We start from the raw sequence: 26,172 nt of genomic DNA, 5'->3' as shown, positions 1-26,172 counted from the left end.
CGATGATCCAGAAATCATCCAGGGTACTCAAGGTGCCAGCGCCTGACGCACCGCCAGCCGAATCCTATGAGGCGATTCGCTTATCCCGGAATCGTGCCTATCTGCTTGCGTTGGTGGCGTGGCCGATCGCGGGCCTCGCACTGGCTTCGCTGGCCTACGACAAGGCCAATCAGGCGTATGTGCCGCCCGTGGTGCTCACCCTTGACGCGCACAACCACGTCGCAAAAAGCGAGATCGGCACACCTGCGGTGCTCAGTTCGAAAGATGCCGTGATCGAAAGCGAACTTGCCCGATACGTGACGGAACGCTACACGCTCGATCGCGCGTTTCGTCAGGACCATATTGATTACGTCAGGCTGCATTCGGCATCGAACGTGGCGGATAGCTTCAACCACGAGATGGACGCGAAGAACAGGGACAACCCGTACTACAGCATCGCCGAAACGACGGTGCGCCGGGTCAAGGACGTTCGCGTGCGGATTCTCGACAGGGATGATCACAAGGCAGAAGCAACGTTCACGACCTGCAACGACGGGAACGGCGACAACAGGACGGTGTACTGGCATGTGCTGTTCCGCTACGACTTCGTGAAGCAGGCACTGACGCCGCAGAACCGCTACATCAACGGGACGGGATTCATGGTGACCGGCTTCGAGCCGAACACAGAGCCGGGAGCGCCGGCCCCATCTGGAGGTTGAGATGCGAACAGTCAGGAGCGCCTTGACGGCAGTGGCGGTAGCGGCGGCGCTGTCGGCCGTGGCTCATGCAGTAACCGCTGCTGATCCTGTCCTGCGGGGTACGGAGGGCAACGTGCAGCGCCTGCCGTACATGCCGGACCAGATCTACGACCTGACGGTTGCTGACAGGACCTTGCTGGCGATTGACTTTCCGCGCGACGAACACATCAAGGCCATCGCGCAAAGCACGGCCCCGGTCTTTCATGTTCAACGAACGGGCGACACGCTGCAGGTGACGGCAGACCGGCCGGGCGAAAAGATGGGACTGAACGTCACGACGACGCGCGGCACTTATCACCTGCAGATAGCGTCGATCGACGATGCGTTGCGCGCCGCGCATATCGTGCATTTCGTGACGCCCTCGGCGTACTAACCAGGAGAGGGAACGACATGAAAGCGATTCGCCACGGCATGCTGGGATGGTCAATTGGGATTGCGTGCGCCTTTGTGGGTGTGAATGCACAGGCGGCGAAAAATCCACGCTGCGTGATCACGGACAACCGGGTATGCCAGCTTCAGTTCGATCCGAACCAGGTCTACGAAATCACCGGTGTCTATGGATACGCGACGACGATCGAATTCGCGCCTGGGGAGAAGATCCTTAACAAGGCGATCGGCGATTCAATTGGCTGGCAGGTCCTGAAGTTTCGCAATCATCTTGTGCTCAAACCGGTCGAGCCTGATGCAAGAACCAATCTGACGGTCACGACCAGCAATCACGTCTATTACTTCCGCCTGTCCAGTTCGAAGAATCCGGAGCGCGCGACCTATGCGGTCCGCTTCATCTATCCGGCTGACGGAAGCGACGTATGGAGCGACGATTCTGGCGGTGTTTCCGACACAACCTATTCGCAACCCCGCATGGTCAACAGGAATTATCAGGTGTCGGGTGACGAGAGTTCGTTCGGGCTGCAGCGCGTGTTTGACGACGGGCAGTTCACTTACTTTCTGACCACGATCGGCAAGCCCAAGCCGAGCATCTACGTAGTGGACCGGGACGGTACCGAGGCGCTTGCACCCATGCGCAGGGAAGGGCCGTACCTGGTGGTCGAGCAGATGGCCGACAAGTTCACGCTGCGTGATGGCGATCGCACCTTGTGCGTGATCCGGTCGCAACAGGGTATGGCGACGCAGGCGCAGCGTTCACCCTGGGGAGGCGGAAATTGAATACGCCTGATAACCCGAATGATCTGCCTCGTGGCAACGGGCGGCCAGGAGGCGAGCCGGGCGATGGAGGCGACAGCCTGAACGAGCGCCGGCGCGCAGCTGACGCGCTGCGGCAGACGTCGCTCGCGGCCGATCCTGCGCGCGGCCGGCGCCAGACCTTCTTTACGGTCGCCGGCGTGATTCTGTTCCTGCTGTGTGCCGGTGGGTTCTACGCGATAAAGCATGACGCGCCGGCGCCGTCGGGCAGTTCCGACAAGCCGAAGATTGACGAAGACACGACGAAGGCCGCGCCGCTGGATGCTGGCCGGCAGAAACTTCCCGCGTCGATGGCGGCAGCTGCGTCGGCACCGGCGGCAAGCTCGGGCGTTGATCCGGACGAAGCGCGATGGGCTGCGGAGCGTCAACGTCAGGCGGCCGCAGCGGCTGAGCAGGCTCGCAGAAAAGCCGAGGCAATGCGCGAGGCGCGGATGAAGTCGGGTCTGTTTGGTTCAGACACGGGAGGCGATGGTTCGGACGATGCAGGTGCCGCTTCCGCTGATGCTCAGCAAGGTGAGGCTGGCCTCGGCCGTCGTTCTGGCGGCGACGGGCCGACCGATCCGAATTCGGCTTTCGCGCGCGGTGTTGCGAACGCCGACGATTCGACTGTGAAGGCGCAAAAGATCGAGAACCTGCAATGCAGGATGGAGCCGGGGGCCATCCTTGAAGGCCACCTGCTGCCCCGAATTATCTCCGACCTGCCAGGCTCAATCACGATCATGCTGGATCGGGACGCTTTTGGGGAGAAGGGCCGGATTCCACTGCTGCCGTGGGGCACGCGCATTACAGGCAAACCCAATTCGTCCGTGCGCAAGGGGCAGGAGCGAACCTTCATTGCGAGCGCCGTCGCCTTGCGTCCGGACGGCGTCAAGATCCGTGTGGACTCTCCGGTTGCCGATCAGCTCGGATCGGCTGGCATCGATGCCGACGTTGATAACCACGTTGGCCAGATTCTCGGCATGAGCGCGGCGCTGGCAATCCTTGGCGCCGGTGCATCGAATTATGGGGTGTCGTCCTCGGACCGCAATAACTCATCTTCGATGTACCGTGAGAACGTTCAGTCGTCGATGGCCCAGTCGTCGCAGCAGTTACTGGGCGGTTACGTCAACATCCCGCCGACGCTCAGGAATGACCAGGGCACGCGCGTTCGCATTCAGGTGGAGCATGAGCTGGACTTCTCCGACTATTGCAAGCCAGGTTCCGAGGAGGATTGATGGCAACGGATCTCTCGCACGTTCAATGTGAAGCCGCCGCTAACGAACTGCGCCGCCAGCTGGACGACGCGGTTGCCGACGCGTTGCAGGCACAGATCTTCAGGGACTTCACCCGGGATGGCGGACGGTATCTGATGCTCGCACAGGCGAAGCTGAAGGCCGTTGCCCGCCAATGTTTCGATGCGCAGGTGTGTCTGGATCGTCCCGCCGTTCAGCAGGCCGGCGCGGTGGCTCGCGCCGAACGCATCCGGGGGCGCTGACATGTCGATCGTGCCGGCATTTTTTAATCGCACTGCGTCCATCCGGCCACTCTTCGATGACGCCGATGTCTCGGAGATCGTGGTCAATGGGCCCGGCGCCGTATGGGTGTCCAGGCGGGGCAAGCGTTTCATGGAACGCGTAGACACCCCCGTTCTGACTGAGAGCACGTTGCGGGACTTCGCCGAGCTGGTCGCGCATCACTCGGACCAGGAGACGGACGCGAGGCGCCCGCTGCTTGCGGCCTCGATCCCCTCGGAGCTGACGGGAGCAGGCAATCGCGACTTCCGGATTCAGGTGGTTCAGCCGCCCGCTGTGCCGCCCGGCACGATCGCGATCGCGATTCGCAAACCGTCGACGCTCGATCTGACGATGCAGCACTACATCGACACGGGAGCCTTCGATCGGGTCAATGAACCATTGCCCGATTCTGAGGACACGGCGAGGAAGCTGTCAATGCTGTATCGCGACGGCGATTGGCCCGCCTTCCTGCGGCTCGCAGTCCAGACGAAAAAGAACATCGTGGTGAGCGCGCCGACTTTCGCCGGCAAGACCGAGCTCATCAACATGCTCCTCAAGGAGATCTCGCCGCATGAACGGATCGTCACCATTCAAGATGCGCTCGAGCTGAGGCCGCCGCAACAGAACGCGGTGCACCTGGTGTATTCGCGTGGTAATCAGGGTACGACACAGGTAACGCCAGTTGAATTGATGGAAGGGGCATTGCGGCTGTCGCCTGATCGCGTGATCCCGGGCGAACTGCGCGGCGCTGAAGCATACGTCGCACTCGAAATGCTCAATTCCGGTCACGGTGGCTGGATGACGACGCTGCACGCAACGAGCCCCGAGCACATGTTCGAACGGCTAGCGCAGATGGTCATGCGCTTTGGTTCGACCTTGCAGCGCGCCGAGATTATTGACTATGCCCGCAGTCTCATCGACGTCGTGGTGCAGATGCATCGCTATGACGATGGGGTGCGGGGAATCAGCAAGGTGCTCTATGTCGCCCATTAAATCGCTTGTTGCACCTCTGTCGCTAAGCCTGATGCTGCTGTCCGCTCAGGCGTCACAAGCGGATACGCAGGCCGCGTCTTCATCGGTTCCGGCGTCCTTTGTATCGCTGGCCCAGGAGTGCGCCGCTGACGTTCATCACGCGCTGCTGGGTCGTGTGGCCACCGTTGAGAGCAGCGGCAATCCGTTCGCGATCGGCGTCGTCGGTGGACATCTTGCGCGACAGCCAAAGAACCTTCTGGAAGCCCTGGCCACCGTCAAGGCGCTTGACGCCGGCGGCTGGAATTACAGCATGGGACTGGTGCAGGTCAACGTACACACTCTGGAGCGTTACGGACAGACCGCAGAGAGCATTTTCGAGCCCTGCACGAACCTCAGGACCGGCGCCGCGATTCTTAAGGCGTGCTATGCCCGCGCGAAGCCGCAATTTGCGCAGGCTGATGGCGCGGTACGTGCGGCGCTGTCCTGTTATTACACCGGCGATCTGACTCGGGGCGCCGCCTATGCACAAAAGGTGGCGGCTGCCGTCCCGGCCTCCGATGTGCAGGAGGCGCAGCCGATCGAGGTTGTTCCCGACGTTCGTCCTGCAGGCGGAGCCGCACGACGCGCGGCGGCACGGCCGGGGCGCGCCGCAAGGTCTGCGGCCAAAGACGACTGGTTCACGACCTACGGGGAGGACGATGAAGACGGGCAGCCCAATGGACAGGTCAACGGCCAGGCGAGCGATACGCGCAAGGCAGTGCGGGCAACCGGAGCCGTTGATGATCAGTAACCGGTATCGGCTGCTCGCTGCGGCCCTGGTGCTGGACGGCTATGCCGTCACGGCGGCCGTGGCGGCGTCGCAATGGTGGCGTCACCAGCCTGGGGCCGGAGGGCAGTTCGCGGCGCTCATGGTGCCAATGTCCTTTTATCTGATCGCGCGACTGGTGCGCGAGGGCAGTGGCTGGGTCCTGCTGCCGCCCGCGCTTGTCTTGATGTGGTTGGGTGCGGTGGCCGCGTCGCCGTTCTGTTTGCTGGGTCTGGCCGTGCGCAACACGTGGGGTGCCTGGCGATAGATGAGGGTCGGACGCAGGGCGCTTACCTGGGAAGGAGGTGGGGTATGACGATGAAAAACGGAAGCAGGCTGATGCTGGTCATGTCGATTCTCGCTTCAGGCGGTCACGCCAGTATGGCCCGTGCCGACGACGACTACGGATGCCGCATTGTGATCTGCCTGGGCAACCCGTCATCGAATGGCGGGCCGTGGGCACCCGCCACCTGCGGGCCGGCAATGGATCATCTGATGAACGATCTCCGCCACGGGCGCGGCTGGCCGCAATGTAAAGACTCGGACATGACCGTCCGTCAGGACAACACGCCGTACGATCCATGCCCTGCGGGCACGACGGCCGCGGCGGCCGGCGCCTGGGTGGCCGAAGGGCAACGCAAGGCCGGAGCTCGTCCATATAGTGGCACGAGTGGTTTCGCACTGGTCGGAACGCCGAGGCCTTCCGTGGCGGATCTCAGCAGCGATAACGCGTATTACGGGTCGCAGGCCTGTGTAGGCAGCCAGGTCGGTGCGTATCAGGTGTACGGCGATCCCTCGGGTGATGCATCCGCTGTGAGCAGGCGAGATGGGCGAAGCGGGCGTGACGGTGGCGGAGACGACGGCGATTCCGTCACCGTCACGGTGTATGACCACATCGTCTGGCAACCGCCGCAGTCGCCGAATGCGGTCGACGTGTACGAGGCCGGCCAGTTCCAGACACGCATTCATTACTAGTTGGGTGACGGGGATGACTTACGCGGCAGCGCATGGTTGGACACGGGTGGGTCCGTATGAACCGGTTCATCCAACCGGATGGCGGATTGCCAGCTGCATTATCCAGGGTAAGCCTCGACACATGCTCTGGCACGGTGGCGAGACGCATGGCAATTTTCGTAGTGTTGACGTCGCCGTCGCAAAGCACGTCGAGTTATTGGGTCAGGGCCGGTGAGGGCGAGGATGAGCAGACTCTATCGTTCTCTCAGATGTGCAGCCGTCACGTCGGCCCTGGCGGTTCTTGCCTTTCCCCTTCTGACCTACTCGAGCAATGCCCAGGCCGCATGTATAGCCCCTGACGGTCCTGCGATCGACACGGGCTTTTCGCCGGAGGGTTCCGCCGGGCGGCTGGTGCTCGATGCCATCTGTTCGGCACGCCACTCGATCCGCATCGCGGCCTATAGCTTCACGTCGTCAGCGATAGTTCGCGCGTTGATCGCCGCGCACGGGCGAGGCGTCGATGTGGCCGTGGTCGCGGATGAGAAAAGCAATCTCGTTGAGGATCGCAGCGGCAAAGGTCGCATGGCGCTCAACCTGCTATCCGGCGCAGGTGTTCCTGTGCGCACGATCGATATCTATCCCATTCATCACGACAAATTCATGGTGATCGACGGTGAATCGGTCGAGACGGGCAGCTTCAATTACACGACGTCGGCGGCCAGGTACAACAGCGAAAACGCTGTGGTGATGTGGCATGTGCCGGTGGTCGCACGGGCGTATCAGCAGCACTGGCAAAGCCGGTTTAACCAAGGGCGCCCCTGGTCCGGGCAGGCGTCGAACTGACGGAGGTTTTTATGTTTGAAGACACCGTATTGCGGTTTAGCGACAAGGAGCGTCAGCAACAGCTTGCGGAGCAGGAACAGGCGCTTGCGCAGCGTCGCGCGAGCCTCGAGGCGCGTCAGAAGAATCTTGCATACCGGCAGGACTGGCTGAAAAGGGAGCCGCACGCAGTCGCGCAGGCGGTCGAGCGCGAGGACCAGCAGCGCCGTGAAGACAGGCAGCTCGCGACGGATGCCAAGGCGCTCAAGACACGCTTCGGCCTGAAGGAAGGTGATCTGATCGACACGGCCGCGATGCGGGGTGCGCTCGAGCAGGCGTTAGCCGAAAAAGAAGTCGAGCAGGCACAGCGGGCCGAGCAGATTACCGATCGGGCGTCGCTTCTGTCGGGTCTGAACAAGCTGGCGTTGATCGACGCGAAGAAGACCGCCGAGATCCTGCACGCGAACAGGGATCTGAATGTGCAGCGTGAGTGGAGCCGGCAGGAAGTTGCCGACATGTTCGCGAAAGCGCAGGCGCGCGTCGACGCCAAGGGCGCCACGCACACCTACCCCAAGACGCTCGATGGCTGGGCGAAATCGCTGGAAGCCCGCAATCGTGAGCTGGAGCTTGCCGAGATCAAGCTCGATGCGCAGGAGCAGGCATTGCGGGCGCAGGCGCGCCGTGCGATCGAGGGACCGGAGAAGACCGCAGCCCAGCCCGTCGCGGAGCAGGCCGCGCAGAAGACCGCAGACCGCACCGTCGAAGTAGCGGCGGGCGAGAGAGAGAGCATCAGTATTGATACGTCGCTGGAGACCCTGAAAGATCCGGCTAAATTTGCGGCGACTGTCGATACGGTCGCGAAGACCTCGGGGGTCAGTGCGGAACAGGCCAAAGCCACACTTGAAATGCTGCGCGAAATGAGGGAAGCCAACGCGGGCAGGGCGCCTGCAGTGGGGACGCCTGACAAGGCCGCGATCGAAGCTGCGCGCAATGCGTTCTTCTCGCGCGGCAGTGGGAAGAGCACGGCGCCGGTCGAGAAGGTAGCAGCGAAGGCCGCGGAGAAGCCGGCGGCGCAAAAGTCGAATGTCATCGAAATGGGAGCCGGCAAGCGAACGCCGTCAGCTGCGCCAGTTGAGAATAGCGGCCAGACACCGGAGGCCAAGAAGTCCGTCGACGGGGTTGCGGGTTTCAGGAAACCTGGTCGTAACAAAACGAAGGACGCCGCCGACCGGGGCGCTCCTGATGCCGGCAATTCGGTTGACGCTGGCAAGACGCAGCAGGCGGAAGGTGCCCGCGTCGTGCGTGCAGAGACGGGCCCGCGTAAGAAATTTGCGGAGTTAAATGCGCATGAAAAGATTGAGCGTCGCGCCGAGTTCTTCGGGAACCTGCGCGAGTCGGCCGGCTTTACGCGCGATGGCAAGCAGGCAGTCTCGGAACGGGCCAAGGAGGCCGTCAGGCCGGGAAAGCAACGTGAAGGGCACGGGATCGGCTGATCATGCAAAAGCACGAAATCGTGATGATGCAGTGGACGGGCGCGGTGCTCGCGCTCGTTCTTGGCCTTTGCGTGTCCTTCACCCTGGCAGGTCATTCGCCGTTTCCGTTCCCGGCCGGAATCATCAATGGCTTCATGGCGGCCGTGCGTGATCCTCTGCTTTTCTGGGGTGCTGTGCCGGGTGTGGCTCTTGCAGCGGGTGCCGCATGGGCGTGCCATGAATACCTGTTCAACGGCTTTGAAGGCTACCGGTACGCCAGATTTATCCGTGGCACGAAGATGGAAAACCGGCATCAGCTGAGCAACCGGATCACGCGACATAACAACCAGTACCGCAAACAGGCCGTGAAGCATGGCGATGCACCGCGCGCGCCAGTCGCGGTGTGTGGTGTCGAGATGCCGACGGATCTGGAAACGCAGAACCTGATCATCGTGGGCGCGCCCGGCACCGGGAAGAGTCAGGCAATCAATGGCCTGGTCGCGTCGGCACTGCACCGTGGTGACCGCATGGTGGTGGTCGATCCGAACGGTTCGCTCATGTCGCGTTTCTATCTGCCTGGCGATGTGGTGATCAACCCGTACGACGCTCGATGCGTCGGCTGGTCGCTGTTCAACGAGGTCGATCACGGCTTCGACTTCGAACGCCTCGCGCATTCGGCGATTCCGCCTCAGAACGGGGATCAGGCCGAAGAATGGGCAGGGTATGCGCGTGCAGTGCTCGCTGACACGATGAACAAGCTTGACCAGGACGACATGCGCGACATGGTGACGCTGACGGATCTGCTTGTGCGTGAGCAGCGCCCTGTGTTGCAGAAGTATCTCGAAGACACGGATTCGGTGGGGTTCTTCGCGAAAGATGCAGACCGGGCGACGGCCAGCATCATCTTTACGCTGAACAGGTACATCCGGCCACTGCGGCGCATTCCCGATGGCGATTTCTCAATCCGGCGCTGGATGGGCAATGAAAACGGCGGGAACATCTGGCTTACGTGGCGCGAGGATCAGCGCACGGCGCTGGGTCCGACGATCCCGGTTTGGCTCGATCTGATCTACGCGATGATCCTCAGCGAAGCGCCGACTTTCGACCGGCGACTGTGGGTATACAAGGACGAACTCGCCTCGCTCGGCCGCCTCTACAGTTTCGAGGCTGCGGTCTCGAAGGGGCGCAAACATGGACTGTGTGTGGTTGGAGGTGTTCAGGATCTCGTCCAGATGGACATGCAGCTGGGCGAACTTCCCGCGAAGGCTGTGCTGTCGTGCTTCCGCAGCCTGCTTGCGATGGGCGGCGCCAATGCCCTGACGACCAGACGCATGTCCGAGATGATCGGCACGCACGAAGTGGAGCGCCATCCGATCGGCGTGCAGGGACAGCTGCGTATCAATACGCGCGAGCGCCGGCGAGAGTCGGAGCATGTCGTCACGTCGTCGCAGATATCGAACCTGCCCGACCTGAACGGCTACCTGAAATACGGCAAGGATTGGCCTCTTGCAAAGATCCGGTTCGGCGCGCGCGACTATCCGGTGCGTGTGCCTGCTTACATCGAGGCACTCCGGCGCGACGTTCTTCCGTCAACCGCTGTTCCCGAAGCTGTTAATCCAGCGCCTGCTTCGCAGGGTGAACCCTGGGCGAATGCAATCATCATCGGCGCGCCCCTTCCTTCAACGCAGTCGTAGAGACATCGACAGAGGTAACGCCATGAGCGAGTTTCGATTCGACGACGTGATTGTTGCGGCTGATGCCGGCGACCTGCAGACGTATCTTGCCGATGCGCACGGCGAGAAGGTTCGGCCACTGTGCATGTGTACGCCGGTCGGCGTCCCGATGTATGTCGCAAAAGTCGGCGCACACTATGTGATCAAGCGCATGCCGAATACGGGAGGTGCACATGCGCCGGACTGTGCGTCCTACGAGCCGCCGGCGGAACTCTCCGGACTGGGCGAGGTGAAAGGTGAGGCTATTCGGGAGAACATCGAGGACGGTATTACCACGCTCAGGCTCGATTTCAGCCTGTCGAAGTCCGGTGGTAAAACGGCGGCGGCACCTTCAGGCGTAGCGGCCGACACGGTTCGCACAGACGGCGCAAAGCTGACGTTGCGCGGCACCTTGCACTACCTCTGGGAAGAAGCTGGGCTGAATCGCTGGTATCCGGCGATGGAGGGCAAGCGCAGATGGTACGTCGTGCGCAAATTTCTGCTGCAGGCTGCGGCCGGCAAGGTGTCCAGGGGGGAGCCGCTGGGGCGGTCACTGTATGTGCCAGAGTCGTTCTCGCTGGAGCATGCGGAAGGCATTGCACAGCGCCGCATCGCTCACATGGCAGAGCTGGCCATCAACAGGAAAGCCCGCAAACTGATGATCGCGATCGGAGAAGTGAAGGAGATTGTGGAGTCGCGCTATGGCTTCAAGATCGTCGCAAAACACCTTCCTGACTTTCCGTTCATGCTGAGTGAGGATCTGCATCGGCGACTGCAGAAGCGTTTTGCGAATGAACTGGCGCTGTGGGACAGCATTGAGGAGGCGCACCTCGTGTTAATTGCAACGTTCGGGCTAAGTCCGACCGGGATCGCAACGATCGAGACGCTGGCCCTCATGGTCGTGTCGTCCAACTGGATTCCATTCGAGCACGCTTACGACAAGCTGATGCTCGATGCGCTCACGGCGCACAAGCGCCGCTTCGTAAAGGGCCTTCGTTACAACCTGGAGGAAAACAAGCCGCTCGCCTGCGCGGTGCTGGCTGATGTGTTACCGAAGCCCGTTGCGCTGTATGTGCAGCCGCCCGGCGTGGAACAGGAAGACGAGGATGCTTTGTCGAGCTTGCTCGACAACAGCGATATGCCGTCATGGATCTGGCGTGCCGGCGAAGAGATGCCGGAGTTGCCGCCGCCGTCGTTGGGTCAGGCTACGAAACCGTTAGGCCGTCCAGCCGATGCTTTGGACGAAGTCTATGCGTCCGCGGGCGCATCGTCATCGAAACAGGAGACTGCAAGGTGAGAAGCGGCTTGCTGACTCCGCATCGACCGGAAATTATTTCTATGTTCAGCAGGAGTGCATAGCGCACGACAAATCGGAACTCACAAAAGAAAAACCCTCGCCTGGCAGCGAGGGTAGTTCTTGACGACAGCCAGCACCGAAAAGAGTGCTAGATGCATCAACTTCAGTGACTGAAGTCGATTCTAGCAATTACTCATTCGGTGTCAAGCGTCGTCGGTGAGCGTTTGATCGCAAAAGATGAGTGACCCATGAATCGACGACTTCCCAAAGGGGCCAGACGGTGCCTTTCCGTTCCTGACGCAATGTCTGCGACACTGCGCTCGATGAGGCGACGCCGGCGAAGGGCGTTTCGCTGCCCGGTTTTCTGATCCTACGCTGCATCTGCCCCGGAATGTCCGGTCACCTGCATGCTCGTCGGGTCGCGGCACTCCCGCCCGGGCTACCCACCCCTCCGAGGACAGGGGCGGGCGGGATTCCACGTGTGCTGACCGAACTCATGCACCGCCTTGGACGCTATCTCGACGCGCCGGATGACTGGTTGCCGAGTCTGAACCGGGCAAACGGCTCGACACGCCAGCAACGGACTGAACGAAGCGTTGCCTGCGTGCAGCTGCTGCGCGCGAGTCTCAAATACCTCGATCTGGTGACCATGCGCGTAGGTGTCCCGTCAGTGGGACGCGGGATGCAGAACGTGACGCTGCGCTTTCTCGCCGGGCAAGCCGGGCTTGATATGCGTCGTGCGGAGCGCGCGACGCGTGACCTGCAGGCAGCGGGGTTGACCTCGGCGCGATCACGCTGCGAGCGCGGGGAGGACGGTAGCTTTAAAGGGCTTGCCGCAATCAGATATCTATCGGAAGCACTGTTTGGCGCATTCGGCCTCGCCAAGTGGTTGCGGCACGAGCGCAGCAAGGCTGCGCTGCGCCAGCAACTGCGTACAGCCGCTGACGCCAAACAGTGCCGTCGCAACACGCGCGAAAATGCGCGTGGCCAATTGTGGCTCGAAAGCCTGAAAAATCGCGTGTCAAAATGCCCCGACCCGGCGCGGTCGGCGCCGGATGACGGAGACGCCGGTCTTGCCGCCGAGTTCGAGCGCCAGGTTCAGATCCGGGCCGGCCAGATCAAGCAGAACAATCCTTCCCTCGACCGTGACGCTTGTTTCAGGCTTGCGCGCCAGCAGCTGGTACCTCCCCGATAGTTCTATCTTCACGTGTTTTCTCTGACGACCCGCTTGCCGCGAGGAACGGGCACGTCCGGATGGGCCGTGCAGCGGCCGACTGGCACGGTGAGCGCGTATCCAGCACATCCAAACGCAGAAATCCGCAGTATTGCGGTGTTCGCGCGCGTCGTCGGGCAACCTTGTCCACATCAACAGTCATGCAAAGTCGAATAAGTGTCGGGGCAATCGAGCAATAAGTGTCGGTTCTTAATCACTGTTTCTTTTCACTACTTTCCAACGGGCATTAGCGATCAGTCGCGCGAAGACCTGCTTGGTGAGTGATCCCTGGCAGTTGCGGTAGTCCGTCACGCGATCGACGCGGACATTGGGCGGTATTGGTGGCGCGTCGGGCAGTTGCAGGAAAACGACGAATTGGGGCTGCTGCCTACGTGCACTCCACAAACCGTGGTGCGGGATCCGCTGGAGGCCCCACGGTAGAACGTGGCTCAGAATGCGGCGGGTGATCTGTAATCGCCCCCTTTTTGATGACCCGCTCACGACAAGCGGTGGCGGCGTACGAAAAGGCCCAACGCGCGACGGGCGGTCGACGATGGACCCAACGGCGTTTGCGCCTACATAGGCGCGCAAGGCTCATCTCGGGTCCCTCATCAATGCGCTACTGCTTGATGACGGCATTGATCTGCCGATGACGGATTCGATGCCGCGCAGGGGCTTGCCGCTTGCGAATGGAAAGCGCAATTCTCGAATTCCGCAGGTCGTCGGCCTAATAAACCATGCTACGAATGTGGTGGATGCCCTGCCCGATCCGGGGAAGATCTCGCCGTTGTCGATCGGCAAAAGAGGACTAGACGCAACTAACTGTCAGATCTCTCTGGCGACCGCGCCGAACATCAAAGGCAGTACCGCAGCGCCGGGCGGGCGCCTGAGCTGGCTCCGGTGCAAATGGCGCGGGGGCGAATCGGTTAAGGTGTGGGGCTGAACGAATTGAGAACCGACGATGAGCAAGCTGAAGGGGCTGGACGAACTGTTCGCCGGCCGCCACTTTGACCGCGATGTGATCATTCTGTGTGTTCGCTGGTACCTGCGCTACAAGCTTAGCCTGCGCGATCTGGTCGAAATGATGGCGGAACGGGGCGTGGCGCTGGCGCACACGACGATCCTGCGTTGGGTGCGGCACTTTGCGCCGGAGTTCGTCAAACGGTGGAACCGCTTTGGCAGGCCCACTGGCCAGTCGTGGCGTGTCGATGAGACCTACCTGAAGATTCGTGGTAAGTGGTTTACCTTTATCGAGCGGTTGATCGCGCTGGCCTGACGGTTGACTTCATGCTCCGTGCAAAGCGCGACGTGGAGGCAGCAAAAGCCTTTTTCAGGAAGGCGATCAAACATCAAGGCCAGCCACCGAAGACCATCACGCTTGACGGCTATGCGGCCTCGCACCGCGCCGTGCGCGAGATGAAGGCCGATGGCTTGCTGCCTGAGGACACGAAGGTCCGATCCTCAAAATATCTCAATAATCTGGTCGAGCAGGACCACCGCAACGTCAAGTCCCGGACGAAAGTCATGCTTGGTTTCAAACGTTTCAGGAACGCAGCGATCACTCTCTCAGGTATTGAGTTGGTACATCGTATTCGCAAAGGCCAATTCAGTCTCGCGAAGCTCGGCCTCAAAGATACCGCTGCGCCCGCAGTCTGGGAGGCCGTCCTGTCTGTTTGATTAGGTAGCCTATTTATAACAAAGTCTCGTCTGCACCGCCTATCTGCACCAGAACCCCCAACGGGCCGTGGATCTTCAATCGCGCTCCGCTGACCGGGGACGCAGTTACGGAACTCGTCGGGCGGGCTCGCGCACGGCGCGGACACTCCACAATACCAACGAGGGCTCTCTAGATTTATCAATAACATAGCGAGGTTGGGCAGTATGAAACGCACTTGTACCAGTTCAGGTACCCGGCATGCCTGACTGACATTGCCCAGTTGCCACGCCAGTTCGAGCATGCCGACCTTGGCGCGGATGACTTTCTGTTCCTGAGTCATGGTGGACTCCATGCGGTTCGCCGCGCGCGTCGCCGCTTCGGACTACGTCCTCCGCGCCCACGCGCAACAGCACCAGAAACCGACCACTGTCAGATTTAGTCTAGGCTATTGCAGTTTAGGACTACGGTGAAGATGGCGCGTCCGCGAAAAGATCTGCAAAGTGCTTCTCAACGTCGATTATTTGAATATCGTGAGTTGACAGCCAATCCTGATTGAAAATAGTGTCCAAGTACTTCGTGCCACTGTCGCACGCTAGTGTTACGATGCGCGATCCTATCGGTGCTTCGCGAGCCACGCTAAGCGCCTCGTAGATCGCCCCCCCGGTCGATCCGCCGACCAGTAAGCCATGCCGCTGGGCCAAATGATGGCAAATCGAGAAGGCCATGTCGTCTCTCACTTTTCGACCCGAATCTATTACGTTGTAGTCAATCACCACGCCCACTTCCGCGCCTTCAGGCGTGCCAGTGCCCGATTGGTGGTATTGCGCACCCTGACCGCCAAAAATGACACTTCCAGCTGGTTCAACACCAATTACTTGGATGCTAGGAATATGCCGCCTCAGGTGACGCGCAGTACCGCAAAGCGACCCACCGGTACCGATAGCGCACACAAGATGCGAAATTGTTGGGCCGAGATCGTCGAGCAATTCAGCGGCTAGCCCGACGTAACCGGCAGAGTTAGCCGGATTGTTGTGTTGTTCAGTCCAGTAGGCGTCCTCTTCCGCCGACATTCGCATAGCTTCTCGGTCACGTACGTCCGTGGCTAGGGCACCATCGCCACTGCCAACCGTCCGGACGTTGCTGCCCAATGCACGCACGGTAAGGATCTTATCGGGGCTAGCATGGGAGTCCATCAATGCGGTGAAGTTGATTCCGCGTACCGCTGAGATCATGGCCAACGCACTCGCCGTATTTCCTGATGAGGATTCCACAATGTCAACAACGGCCTCATTTGGGCGGCTGTTGATCATGCTTAGCGCCATGCGGTCCTTCATAGAGCCAGTTGGGTTAAACATTTCCAGTTTGAGATAGAGATCGATCTCACCGCCGCGTAAAGAGATGAACAGCAGCGGCGTGTTTCCGATAGTATCAAGGATGCTATTAACGATCATCTGTTTATCCTCCCTTTGAGGAAGTTTTTGTCGACTACTAAATGCCATCCGACCGGATGCCGGAAGCGGACTCTTTTGAAAACGGAGTGGGTAACGGGGCTCAACGGGCATGCTCGTTAAAGCGCGATAAGTCGAGTTTCCCGGCGATGAGGAACAGGACAGTACGCATGGTTTCGAAGCGAGCGTACCCGCGTGCTTTGCGTTTGGCGGCCTGAAACAGGCCGTTGATGGCTTCGATGAAGCCGTTGGTCTGGCGCGTCTGAGTCCAGGCAACAATGCCCTCGAAGTGTCGGCGAATCAGTCGCGCGACGTCCTTCATCGGTTCGACCTTCGAGCGCATGACATTCGTACACCACTGGTGCAACATCGCCGACACGACATTGATTTGCTTGCGCTCGAGAATGTCGCGCAGCTGCTCTCGGTACAGCCACGCCCGGGCCGTGCGCTTGGTGGTGTACTGACTGACGAGCGCCTCGAGGTCGGTCAGTTGGGCGAGATTCAGTTTGTTCGCGTCTTTGAGCAGCGTCCAGCGCAAGCCTTTGAGTTGCGGGTCGACCTTCTGTTGCTGCCTGCGCACCGTGTCGAGCGCCTTGGACGCGTGAGCAACGACGTGAAACTTGTCGAAGGTCACTCGCGCGTCGGGCAGATGTTCATTGACGCCTTTGATGAAAGCCGGCGACATGTCGATGCTGACTGAGCAGATTTGTTCGGACGTGCCACGGTGTTCGCCCAGATAGGCCGCAAAGCGTTCAATCGTGCTGGCATCCTTGCCGGTCGTGGCGAACACGACCCGCCGCGCCTGCATATCGGCTACCAGCGTCAGATACTCATGACCGCGCCGATACGAGGTTTCGTCAATCGCCACTGCCGTCACCTCAGACAGGTCAGCCGCCGCGAGTGCCAGCTCCACATACCGCGAACAGATGGTGTGTACTCGATGCCACGACAGGTTGACGGCACGCGCGACAGCGGCAAACGGCATCTGCTGGGCGAGCATCAGTACAAGTGCCTCGAACAGCAGCGTAAAGCCGCTGAGTTGACCGACCCAGTCAGGTTCGACCAACCGCACGGAGCCATCGGGCAAGCGCACACGCGGCACCCGCACTTCCAGGAAGCACTCGTGTTGAAAGAAATTCAGGTGACGCAGACGCTTGATTTGCGTGTCGTGGACAGCATGCTCACCGGCAACTCCAGCATAGGCAAACCGGGTGCCCGCGACGAAGTCCACGGCAATGGTGAGTTGATGCTGGGCGGCATCAAAGTCAACGCCTTGAACGTACCAGGGCGCGGTTATTCCAAGAGCGGATTCGAACAGTTGATTCGTCATGGTTGCTTTGTCTTGCGTGGCTGGTTGCCGCATTCTGCCGCAACCAGCCACGGCTCAGCTTATCAATTCTGGGCGCCTCAAGGATTCGCTTCGCCGGCCTTACGTCCGTCCTTCACCCGCCAAACCTACCCACTCAAAATTCAAAAGAGGCGGAAAGCGGTTATCCTTTTTTAGTACGAGAATCTGGTGAAACGAATTTTCATTCGAATCCATTGATAGTCGGCGGTGTCGTGAAGCTGACGAGATCGCTCGGGGCAACGCCACCCCAGATTGCCAGCCCGCGCCACGGAATGATGTCGGATTCCAGACAACTGCGTCCGGCAAGAAAGTGATGCGTCTTATGGCGGCACCGCTCGCTTCTTCGCCGCAGAACAGGCACGAAACCGCCACCAAACCAAGTTTCCGAACCATGCCATCAAGAACCTCTGCGAATCGACTGCCTCCAAGATTCCCGACGTCGGTCACATCGAAGGCACAGATCACACACGGGTCGAGAAGTGGTCGTCCTGGCTACAGTAGGACCGGGAGCAGGTGGTACTGCAGAAAGCTTTGATCTGACGACTCGGTATGCGCGGTTTGGGTCACTGCAGCTGGGTGTTTCGCTCCGTCCCGAGTTCATGAACAAGCACATCTGGCATCCCTTGCCGATGTCGATGCCACCGGGCGTCAGGCCGTTAATCCGCGGACATTCCAAACCGCGAGCTTGGTTCGCCTTCGGGACGGATTCAAACGAACGGGCAGTTCCAACCTTGCCGGTCAATACGGGAATGCGTTTAGCATCTCCGATGCGGTCGACGTGAATCGTCACTTTATGACATATGCGGAGACTGTTTTCATAATTGGACTTTGCAGGACCGGTCATTGACATACGCTCCGCGGAAGTCAAGTTCACAACGGCCGAAATTATCTCCCTCGGTCGATGAGGCGTCAGCCCCGGCGCCAGCCACTGCGGCTGCTCGCAGGAACGAATTGGACTTGCATGCCTTAGGCGCAAACTGGACGTGACTGTTCCTATAGCTTTCGCGCAATTCGTTCCGCTATTGGAGGTAGTTTTTGGTGGGTTGGTCTGGATATACGATACGCAACGGCGGTTGGAACCCGTCGACCCAAGCCTTGGTTCGGATTGGCCGTTCAGCAAATCGCGCATCCACTTGCTGAATAGGGGTTCCGGTCTGTCGACAAAGTATTCTTGGATCATGGGTGGTCCCTCATCTCAGGTCATCTAGCTCGATTGAGCAGCTTGGCAGTGGGATCTTTACCCTGTGTCGAGTGGTCTTGAAGCTCATCAGATTCCCGGAGAGGCCAGCCTGGATGATTTGGTCGACAGCAACGGGCGCAGGATCGGACCAGTAGGTCACGTCCAAATTTGGATCATCGTAGGAAAGCAGGATGCACGGAATATACGATAGGCTTAGTGCCTTGGCGCAAAAATGGCGATGATGGCCATCCATGACAACAAGATGGCGGTGTTCGACCAGAATGGGCTCGGTCCACCGCCCGCTTTCGGCGATCATTTTGGTTAGCGTGCTAGCACGGCCGGGATTAATGTTCTCGCTTGGTCGAAGTTGCGGCACAGGCACTTTGACTACGGTGTAACTAGAAATTAATTTTGCGGACGACAATGGCTTCACCTCGGTTAGTAATGTGTTCTCGGATAAACGGCTGCATGTATCGTGCCATATTAAGAAACCTTATAATCGGCATCGCTGTTGCAGCGTTGGGCCGGTACCGCTATGGAGTCGCATGGATGGCAGTATTCGACCGGTGCACTCCGTAAGCGGCTCGCGTCCGTTTGGGGCACGCGGCACATCCGCACATACATACGGTATATATCTGTGGCGCGAAACGGCATCGCCATCCAGGTTGATCGGAAGCCTTGTCGGGATGATTGTCGGACAACCGCCACGTCCTCCGTCTGCTTCGTCGCATTTGCGACGTTACGGAGCCCAGCTTGGGTTTCCTGCTAGCCGCTCGGTACATGGCGCGCCTCTTGCGACTCTCAACTTACTGAAGCGTGCCGTGGCGACCGGTCACCGACTCTCGTCCGTGCGAGATACGGCCGATTCACGCCTTGAAGCGTCGCGGCGCGCCCAAAGCGAGGGCGTACGTCGCCTCCACAGAATACGGAAACGGGCAAAGCCATTGGATTTCGCAGGAGTTGCTCCACGGGACTTTGAAGAGAAGATTGGTTTGATGCATTGTGGTGTGGTTTCTATGCTTTGCCACCGTCCTATGGAGTTCGAACGTTTCGCTTGCTCCGAGCTCTGTTACGCACGGCGGTCGAACTGTCCGATAGTACGTTACTTGGTCGCGATTCGACGGTAAGCATTCGGCTTAGCGAAAAATTACTTCCCAAGGCGCAACTGCACGACTTTTATAAAATTGGCATTCGGCACGGTGCGGCCGGATTACAGATTGCCCATTGTGGAGCGATTTTTGATTGATGCTTGATTTATAAGCGAGTGGAATCCAAAAAACTCCTTTCGGAAAAGCACGATCGGCTATATTTTGACTTTAATACTGAATGAGCGTACTCTGGGAAAGAAATGTCTAATGGAACTGTAGCGCACAATCAGGAGGATTTTGAAAATCCTCGAATCGTTGAGTTGAGCGACAACCTATCCGGCGCCAGTTTTTTCTTTATGAAACTTTTGCCGACACGGTTCATGCTGGAATGGGCCGCGGAGCAGGGACTGTTGAAGCCGTGCACCACCATCTGCGAGTCTCCTTCTGGTACTTTCGGTCTTGCGTTGGCGATGTTGGCTGAGAAATATGGTTACAAACTCATATTGATAAGCGACTGGACGATTGATCCACATCTTAAAAGGCGCCTTATCGAGCTTGGTGCGCATGTAGACATTGTCAATGAACCAGCGACCCGCGGGCGACTTCTGCAGGCCCGGTTAAACAGGCTGGCCCAGTATCTGAAGGAGCTCCCCGACGGATTTTGGCCGTCACAATACTCCGACTCGGTCAATTCACTCGCTTATAGGAAATTCGCGGACTTGCTAATCGACAGAGTGGGAAAGCTTGACTGTTTGGTAGTTGCCATTGAATCAGATTGGTCAATGTGCGGTACAGCTAGATTTCTAAGAGAACAATTCCATGAATTGCATGTCATTGGTATCGATACTCCAAATTCTGTTTTGTTTGGGCAGCCCGGTGGAGATCTAGAGGATGGCAGCGGGCTAGGCGGCGAAATTGTTCCTGGCAGCTTAGATCACCGTCAGTTTGATGAGGTTCATTGGCTGACGGCCGCAGAGGTGCTTGATGCAACTCGTCGATTACATCGTGAACACGCTCTGTTTATGGGCCCAACCAGTGGTGCAGCATATAAAGTGGCCGATTGGTGGGCACGTAAGAACCCTGGCAAGAAGGTCTTGGCGATTTTCCCCGACGAGGGGAGCCGCTATGTCGAAACCGTCTACGACAATGAAAAGAACAGGCTCTCATCCATAGGCGGCTGGTCCGAGCAAATTCGGCAAGAACCAACGGTTGTGGTGCCAACACAGAAATTGAGTGGCTGGTCGCGCTACGCTTGGGGGAGGCGAACCCTCGATGAGGTTCTTTCTGGCCTTATTGAAAAGTCGTCTCCGATCTGTAGCGAGTCCCGCCAACAGTCGACGTTCCTGCACGCAGGCAGACGTACTCCAGAGGGAGTGTCTCGAGAGGCTACTACTGCTGTCATCGAAGCAGGTGAAACGAGGCTGATAGCATTATCTCGCTTTGACGGGGGCACCGTCGCCCATCTCGCACTGGAGCATGAGCAAAGTCAGTTTGTGGATCCGTTGTACGTGGTGTTTTCGGAGCTAAAGACCAGCCGAAACCTCGAGTTCGAGCACCCGTTTTCAATTGCGGCCCGGAACGAAATAGTTGGTTTTTTTGTCCTCCGTGAAAAGGCCGCGTTGCCGGATTGGGCACCGTCAAATGTCGTGACGTTGCACAGCCTGCGTATCGGTCGATCATATCAAGGCAATGGATACGGTAAGGCAGCAACCAAACTGGCTGCTCGGTGGATCGCGTCGAACCGACCATCCATCGACCGACTCATGCTTGCCGTCAATGCGCGCAACGTGCTAGCCAGAAGCGCTTATCTTAGCTCTGGCTTCCAAGACACAGGCGGTACATACTGCGGCCCAATTGGTATTCAAAACATTCTCGAATATAAGGTTGGGTGAGAGAAATGCGCGCTATTTCGTCGAATTCGGCGCCCGACAGGTCGCCAGTAGCAGAAGAGACATGTTAAATGAACGAGTCTTTAGTAAATGTTGAAATTCTAATTGGTTTGCCGCGTGAAGTGCCACGTCACATGGATGCGACAGAGCGCCTCATTCTTCCTGCATGGTTGACTAGGTGTTCCGCGAATGGAGTGGCCGACCTTGACCGCACTCGCGGTCCGTATTGCGCATTCTGGGGGACAGCTGAATGCCTGGAACGACGATAGCTGGGGCATTGCACGAAAGGATTCGAAAAGAGATAAAGCGGCGAGTTGCGGAGCATCAATATGAGATGGGGGATCGTTTGCCGTCAGCTTCCGAACTTGCAAAAGAATTCGGCGTAAGTTTGATAACCATAGCACGCGCATTGTGCGATCTCCAGTCCGCCGGCGTCGTCGACGCGGTGCCCGGGCGTGGAACTTTTGTGCGAGAGAGTCGACGATTTGTTTTTGATATTGAGGACTTTTTATTTTCGAATTTCAAAGATGAGTCGCGATATACTCTTGAACGATCGGTTACAGCAGCCTCGGTGACACGAGGGAAAATCGCCATTCCGATTTTACGCGAGTTTGACACGCCAAACGAAACTATGCGCTGTGTGAGAAGTATGATAGCGGTCGACGGAATGCCGACCATTCATGACGTTCTTTACGTGCCACTTTGTTTTGGCGATAAAATAGTTGACGAACTTGAGGGAAAGTCGGTTGGCGAGGTGCTGCGTGGACAAGGAGTACAGTTCGACGAGGTGAAATTGCTTGTAGGCGCATGCCCTGCGTCGGATGAGGCGAAGGTTACATTCGGAATCTCTGACGGATTCCCGACGCTCCGACGCGCATATCAGCTAATGACAGACAACCCATCGCTCTCGTTCTTTGGAGTCTCGGAATCCCCGTTTGATCGTCTGGCATTTGGTGTCTCCAACAAAACTGATCGAGGAATCTCGAGCAGATGATGGCGCAAGCGAATGAGAGCAATTCCACGTGGGTATCGAGACTTCGCTCGAACCGGATTGCAGCTTGCCGAAACCGGCCTGCCTGCAACGAGTGTAGTCGTAGCCCTTGTCGGCATGGACCTTATCAGGGACGTTGTCTCGACCGAACGCGTTTGACTGGGACTGCACTCTGGCTGCATGACCGGAAATTTTCAAGCTAGTTGTCGCCTCAACGAGTAAATTTTCAGGCGGCCTTTCTCTCCTGGTTAGGGCGTTGCGGGGCGACACCCTGGTTGTCAATGCTATCCGGGTTCAGACGCACGGCATCTACACGCTGCCAGTTGCGCGTGCGTCCCTTCCATCGAAGCGGGTTGCGCTGCCGGGCGCTCTCGTAGAGCGCTACGCGTCGATCAAGAATGTCCTGGTCGAGGTTGGCATGACGCTGCGCCGGCGTCACAAACCGGATCGCACTGTGACGATGTTCGTGGTTGTACCAACGCACAAGTGCGCCCACCCAGGCGCGTGCTGCAAACAAGGTGTCGAACGCCTTGAGCGGGTAAGCGGGCCGGTCTTCCAGGGTCTTGAACAGCGACTCGGAATAAGGGATATGAGCCAAATCACATATTCCGTATAGTACTAAACCGCTGACGCGGTAGGGGGAGGTGGGCACAGGTCTATGGCTGGCGTTTCATGAAGAGGGTTGTCTGACGCTGAACCCCAGCGAGGTGGTGAGCGGTGTCGCCAGGAGCAGTATGTGAACGCCCGGTTGGGCATTCCACCCACTGCTTCCAGGAGGCTCGCCATGACACCACTGCGCCAACGCATGCTGCATGACATGCAGATCCGCAACCTTGCGGATAATACCCAGAAGTCCTATCTGATTCAGGTACGCAGTTTCGCCCGGCACTTCCGCCGCTCGCCCGAACTGCTGGGTCCCGACGAGATCCGGGCCTGGCTCGTCTACCTCCTCGAAGAGCGCAAGCTGGCACCCGCCAGTCTCGGCGCAACGATCGGTGCACTGCGTTTTCTTTACCGCGTGACGCTCAAACGCGACTGGAGTGACGAGGACTTTCCCTTGCCGAGGACGCCGTTCCGACTGCCAGTCGTCCTCAGCCTGGAGGAGATCACCACCTTCTTCGAGTCGATCGCCAGTCTCAAGCACCGCACCATCCTGATGACCGCGTACGCCGCCGGACTGCGGGTGTCGGAAGTCGTGCATCTGAAGGTCACCGATATCGACAGCAAGCGCATGGTTATTCGTGTGAACCAGGGGAAGAACCATAAGGATGGCATGTAATGCTCTCGCCGAGGCTACTCGAGATCCTGAGGCTGTACTGGCAGGACGCCCATCCGAAGGAATGGCTCTTTCCAGGCAGCATTCCGGGGCGGGCCATTACCCGCCATGCCGTGGGCGACGCATGCGGGCTTGCACGCAAGCGCAGCGGCATCACCAAACCCGTGACACCCCATTCTTTGCGACACGCGTTCGCCACGCATCTGCTGGAAGCCGGTACTGACGTGCGCCGGATCCAGCTGCTGATGGGCCATAGGTCCCTTTCGACAACGTCCCGGTACCTGAAGTTGGCCACCAGCACTGTGTGCGCCACCACCAGTCCCTTCGATCTGCTGCCGCACCCTGCACCCATTCCATCCCCGCCACCTGCGCCCGAGTACTTCTGAGCGCAGTCATGCGGCCGGCGCTCGAAGTGGCGGACATTTTCCGCCAGTGTGGGCCCAGTTTTCGGCTATCCCATGCCGAGGGGCTCAGTCGTGTACAGCGACGCGTGATGAGTGCCATCGAGCTGTGTCGTACCGCAGCGCTTGGCGCCCATCTCGAGCAGTGCGATGCATGCGGCCATCAGCGCATCAGTTACGACTCGTGTCGTAACCGGCACTGCCCGAAGTGCCAGTCACTCGCCCGCGCGCAATGGCTCGAACGCCGGCATGGGGAGCTCCTCCCCTCGACCGAGTATTTCCATGTCGTCTTCACGCTTCCCGAATCCATCGCCGCTCTCGCGTTCCAGAACAAGAGGACGCTCTACGATCTGCTGTTTCGCGCCAGCGCCGAAACGTTGCGCACGATCGCCGCCGATCCGAAGCACCTGGGCGCCGAGATCGGCTTCCTCACGATCCTGCATACGTGGGGACAGAATCTGCAGCATCACCCTCATGTGCATTGTGTTGTGCCGGGCGGCGGCATCTCCCCGGACGGCGAGCGCTGGATCGCCTGCAGTCCCGGCTTCTTCCTGTCCGTGCGGGTCCTGTCACGGCTCTTTCGCCGCCTGTTTCTCGAACAGCTGCGCCGCGCTTATGACGCCGGCGGGCTGCGCCTGCACGGTCAGTTCGAATCCCTGAGCGATCCCGTCGAATTCGCAACCTGGCTTGCACCCGCGGCACGGGCGGAGTGGGTGGTCTACGCCAAGCCACCCTTTGGCGGTGCCGAACACGTGCTCGATTACCTGGGCCGCTACACCCACCGCGTCGCCATCTCCAACAACCGGCTGCTCGCCTTCGACGGGCACACCGTGCAGTTCCGCTGGAAGGACTACCGGCACGAGTCCAGACAAAGGACCATGACGCTCACGGCCGACGAGTTCATCCGTCGTTTCCTGCTGCATGTGCTGCCTGACGGCTTCAAGCGCATTCGCAGCTACGGGTGGCTCGCCAACTGCCACCGTGCCGACAAGCTCGCCACCTGCAGGCAGATGCTCGGTATCGAGGCTCCCGCCGCTGCCGCAGCCGAGCCCCGGGAAGACTACCGTGACCGCTACCAGCGACTCACCGGAAAGTCACTGCGCGACTGTCCCGTATGTGGCAAGGGACACATGCTCCGCATCGAAGACATACCCGGCAGCCTTCCACGAGCCCCGCCAGGTCCCACCCATGCGCGCTAGTTGCCACCGCACCTGTTTCCGTACACGTTCGCCTTTCCTGACGAGGCCAACGCGGCTGCACTCGTGCCTTCGATCTGCTCGCGCACCAGCGTACTCCAAAATGGCGGGTGATTTGCCAATTCACCCGCACATTCCCGCTTCCTTTACACGTGATGCTTCCCACTCTCTCCGGAAGTCCGTGTGTGGTCGCCCCTGCAAGACATCACAAATTACTGCGGCGGTCATTCAATGCCCATAGCGGCCACCGCCTGTGGAGCGGTTTAGCACAAACATTTTTTTGATTACCGGTCGCGGATCAGGTCCGACGACATGGCGATGCGCTGGTTGCCGCGACCGCCAACCAAAAAAATCTCTGCTCAATGTCTTCAACGACATTGGCGACACGCCACGGCCATGCATATGCTTCAGTCTGGTGTAGACGTCACGTTGATTGCCTTGTGGCTTGGCCATGAAAGTACCGCCACCACCCATATGTACATCGAAGCCGATCTCGCCATGAAACAGCGGGCACTGAACTCCATTCAAGCACCGCAATTCAAACAGCACCGGTTTTGTCCGCCGAAAGACATTCTCGACTTTCTTGACGGACTGTAATTATGCTTGCTTGGTGGGTCGCCCTCATTAACCGTACAGCATGAACGTATTGCGTTGCTGAAGCTCCTCAAGAGAGACGTCCGGCCCCAGGGCGGTCGGACGCACGACTGACGGCAAGGCGCAGAAAGTAGGACTCTGCATAATTCGGTTACGTGGATAAGAGCGGGACATCAGGCCGTTTGCCACCGCGAGAAAATCGTGGCTCTTCAGCGATACGGTCGACGGCGCGAAAGCGAGCGCGATGATCTACAGCTTGATGCTCACGTGTCGAGCCTGTGGCGTCGAGCCGCATGCCTATCTGCTGCACGTGCTGACCGAACTGCCGCAGCGAGCCTGTCAGATTTTTAGTGTGTCGAGGTCATGAGACGATAACGGAAATAACGTCCAATGACCGAAACAACAGTGACCAAGAAGAGCAAGAACC

24 protein-coding genes and 2 pseudogenes are annotated in these 26,172 nt (G+C 59.1%); 22 read left to right on the top strand and 4 right to left on the bottom strand.

The window, feature by feature from the left end; all coding sequences use genetic code 11:
• Positions 1 to 2: 2 nt before the first annotated feature.
• From B0G75_RS35295 to B0G75_RS35225, 15 genes are all read left to right on the top strand, one after another.
• Positions 3 to 698 carry a type IV secretion system protein gene (locus B0G75_RS35295; protein ID WP_258194100.1) on the top strand — a complete coding sequence of 232 codons (696 nt, stop codon included), beginning with the start codon at positions 3 to 5 and terminating at the stop codon, positions 696 to 698.
• Between the two features lies 1 nt (position 699).
• Entirely contained in the window at positions 700 to 1,110 is a 411-nt protein-coding gene (locus B0G75_RS35290; protein WP_106285485.1) for a TrbG/VirB9 family P-type conjugative transfer protein, read from the top strand.
• A 17-nt stretch (positions 1,111 to 1,127) separates the two neighbouring features.
• Positions 1,128 to 1,904, top strand: coding sequence for a TrbG/VirB9 family P-type conjugative transfer protein (locus B0G75_RS35285; protein WP_106285484.1), 777 nt, complete (start codon positions 1,128 to 1,130; stop codon positions 1,902 to 1,904).
• Entirely contained in the window at positions 1,901 to 3,154 is a 1,254-nt protein-coding gene (locus B0G75_RS35280) for a TrbI/VirB10 family protein (RefSeq protein WP_106314420.1), read from the top strand. Before B0G75_RS35285 ends, B0G75_RS35280 begins: the two co-directional genes overlap by 4 nt.
• Positions 3,154 to 3,414 (top strand): hypothetical protein, encoded by a 261-nt coding sequence (locus tag B0G75_RS35275; protein WP_106285482.1) that lies wholly within the window; start codon positions 3,154 to 3,156, stop codon positions 3,412 to 3,414. Before B0G75_RS35280 ends, B0G75_RS35275 begins: the two co-directional genes overlap by 1 nt.
• Before the next feature lies 1 nt (position 3,415).
• Positions 3,416 to 4,426 carry a P-type DNA transfer ATPase VirB11 gene (gene virB11 / locus B0G75_RS35270; protein WP_106285481.1) on the top strand — a complete coding sequence of 337 codons (1,011 nt, stop codon included), beginning with the start codon at positions 3,416 to 3,418 and terminating at the stop codon, positions 4,424 to 4,426.
• Positions 4,413 to 5,195 carry a lytic transglycosylase domain-containing protein gene (locus B0G75_RS35265; protein WP_106285480.1) on the top strand — a complete coding sequence of 261 codons (783 nt, stop codon included), beginning with the start codon at positions 4,413 to 4,415 and terminating at the stop codon, positions 5,193 to 5,195. Before virB11 ends, B0G75_RS35265 begins: the two co-directional genes overlap by 14 nt.
• On the top strand, positions 5,185 to 5,478 hold the full coding sequence (locus B0G75_RS35260) for a hypothetical protein (RefSeq protein ID WP_106285479.1): 294 nt from the start codon (positions 5,185 to 5,187) through the stop codon (positions 5,476 to 5,478). Before B0G75_RS35265 ends, B0G75_RS35260 begins: the two co-directional genes overlap by 11 nt.
• Positions 5,479 to 5,522: 44 nt before the next feature.
• Entirely contained in the window at positions 5,523 to 6,185 is a 663-nt protein-coding gene (locus B0G75_RS35255; protein WP_106285478.1) for a hypothetical protein, read from the top strand.
• 222 nt (positions 6,186 to 6,407) lie between these two features.
• Positions 6,408 to 7,007: a phospholipase D family protein gene (locus B0G75_RS35250; protein WP_106285477.1), complete on the top strand. Its 600-nt coding sequence runs from the start codon at positions 6,408 to 6,410 to the stop codon at positions 7,005 to 7,007.
• 11 nt (positions 7,008 to 7,018) lie between these two features.
• Positions 7,019 to 8,476 carry a hypothetical protein gene (locus B0G75_RS35245; protein WP_106314419.1) on the top strand — a complete coding sequence of 486 codons (1,458 nt, stop codon included), beginning with the start codon at positions 7,019 to 7,021 and terminating at the stop codon, positions 8,474 to 8,476.
• Positions 8,477 to 8,478: 2 nt separating this feature from the next.
• On the top strand, positions 8,479 to 10,149 hold the full coding sequence (locus B0G75_RS35240) for a type IV secretion system DNA-binding domain-containing protein (protein WP_106314418.1): 1,671 nt from the start codon (positions 8,479 to 8,481) through the stop codon (positions 10,147 to 10,149).
• Positions 10,150 to 10,171: 22 nt separating this feature from the next.
• Positions 10,172 to 11,464 carry a DUF1173 domain-containing protein gene (locus tag B0G75_RS35235; RefSeq protein WP_106285474.1) on the top strand — a complete coding sequence of 431 codons (1,293 nt, stop codon included), beginning with the start codon at positions 10,172 to 10,174 and terminating at the stop codon, positions 11,462 to 11,464.
• A gap of 481 nt (positions 11,465 to 11,945) precedes the next feature.
• Positions 11,946 to 12,659 carry a hypothetical protein gene (locus B0G75_RS35230; RefSeq protein ID WP_258194097.1) on the top strand — a complete coding sequence of 238 codons (714 nt, stop codon included), beginning with the start codon at positions 11,946 to 11,948 and terminating at the stop codon, positions 12,657 to 12,659.
• Between the two features lie 988 nt (positions 12,660 to 13,647).
• Positions 13,648 to 14,354, top strand: a protein-coding gene (locus B0G75_RS35225) for an IS6 family transposase (protein WP_374956944.1) whose coding sequence is annotated in 2 segments (ribosomal slippage) — positions 13,648 to 13,918 and positions 13,918 to 14,354 — 708 coding nt in all. Because the reading frame shifts where the segments join, the coding sequence is not laid out codon by codon here.
• A 441-nt stretch (positions 14,355 to 14,795) separates the two neighbouring features.
• Here B0G75_RS35225 and B0G75_RS35220 read toward each other — a convergent pair.
• The 3 genes from B0G75_RS35220 to B0G75_RS42105 all read right to left on the bottom strand — a co-directional run bounded on the left by B0G75_RS35220 (position 14,796) and on the right by B0G75_RS42105 (position 18,686).
• Positions 14,796 to 15,785, bottom strand: coding sequence for a PLP-dependent cysteine synthase family protein (locus B0G75_RS35220; RefSeq protein ID WP_106285472.1), 990 nt, complete (start codon positions 15,783 to 15,785; stop codon positions 14,796 to 14,798).
• Between the two features lie 100 nt (positions 15,786 to 15,885).
• Positions 15,886 to 17,112, bottom strand: a complete 1,227-nt coding sequence (locus B0G75_RS35215) for an ISL3 family transposase (RefSeq protein WP_106285471.1) — start codon at positions 17,110 to 17,112, stop codon at positions 15,886 to 15,888.
• A 1,208-nt stretch (positions 17,113 to 18,320) separates the two neighbouring features.
• Positions 18,321 to 18,686 (bottom strand): ParB N-terminal domain-containing protein, encoded by a 366-nt coding sequence (locus tag B0G75_RS42105; protein ID WP_374956943.1) that lies wholly within the window; start codon positions 18,684 to 18,686, stop codon positions 18,321 to 18,323.
• A 972-nt stretch (positions 18,687 to 19,658) separates the two neighbouring features.
• On the opposite strand from B0G75_RS42105, the gene B0G75_RS35205 reads away from it, so the two are divergent.
• Complete coding sequence (locus B0G75_RS35205; protein ID WP_106285469.1) at positions 19,659 to 21,290, top strand: pyridoxal-phosphate dependent enzyme; 1,632 nt, start codon at positions 19,659 to 19,661, stop codon at positions 21,288 to 21,290.
• Between the two features lie 247 nt (positions 21,291 to 21,537).
• Entirely contained in the window at positions 21,538 to 22,281 is a 744-nt protein-coding gene (locus tag B0G75_RS35200) for a GntR family transcriptional regulator (protein WP_106285468.1), read from the top strand.
• Positions 22,282 to 22,504: 223 nt separating this feature from the next.
• On the opposite strand, the pseudogene B0G75_RS35190 reads toward B0G75_RS35200, so the two are convergent.
• A pseudogene (locus B0G75_RS35190) lies at positions 22,505 to 22,864 on the bottom strand (integrase core domain-containing protein); the annotation flags it as partial.
• Positions 22,865 to 23,062: 198 nt separating this feature from the next.
• On the opposite strand from B0G75_RS35190, the gene B0G75_RS41645 reads away from it, so the two are divergent.
• From B0G75_RS41645 to B0G75_RS35170, 5 genes and pseudogenes are all read left to right on the top strand, one after another.
• Positions 23,063 to 23,557, top strand: coding sequence for a site-specific integrase (locus B0G75_RS41645; protein WP_258194093.1), 495 nt, complete (start codon positions 23,063 to 23,065; stop codon positions 23,555 to 23,557).
• Positions 23,557 to 23,940, top strand: coding sequence for a tyrosine-type recombinase/integrase (locus B0G75_RS41640; RefSeq protein ID WP_258194092.1), 384 nt, complete (start codon positions 23,557 to 23,559; stop codon positions 23,938 to 23,940). Before B0G75_RS41645 ends, B0G75_RS41640 begins: the two co-directional genes overlap by 1 nt.
• Before the next feature lie 8 nt (positions 23,941 to 23,948).
• Positions 23,949 to 25,154, top strand: a complete 1,206-nt coding sequence (locus B0G75_RS35180) for an IS91 family transposase (protein ID WP_106285466.1) — start codon at positions 23,949 to 23,951, stop codon at positions 25,152 to 25,154.
• A gap of 309 nt (positions 25,155 to 25,463) precedes the next feature.
• A complete protein-coding gene (locus B0G75_RS35175) occupies positions 25,464 to 25,748 on the top strand; it encodes a tyrosine-type recombinase/integrase (protein WP_106285465.1) in 285 nt (94 codons plus the stop codon).
• Positions 25,749 to 25,908: 160 nt separating this feature from the next.
• Positions 25,909 to 26,112 (top strand): annotated as a pseudogene (locus B0G75_RS35170) (transposase domain-containing protein); the annotation flags it as partial.
• Between the last annotated feature and the right edge of the window lie 60 nt (positions 26,113 to 26,172).

Source organism: Paraburkholderia sp. BL18I3N2 (assembly GCF_003001875.1).
Classification (GTDB): domain Bacteria; phylum Pseudomonadota; class Gammaproteobacteria; order Burkholderiales; family Burkholderiaceae; genus Paraburkholderia; species Paraburkholderia phytofirmans.
Note: the sequence above shows the minus strand (reverse complement) of the source record. Positions and strands in the feature narration are given on the sequence as shown.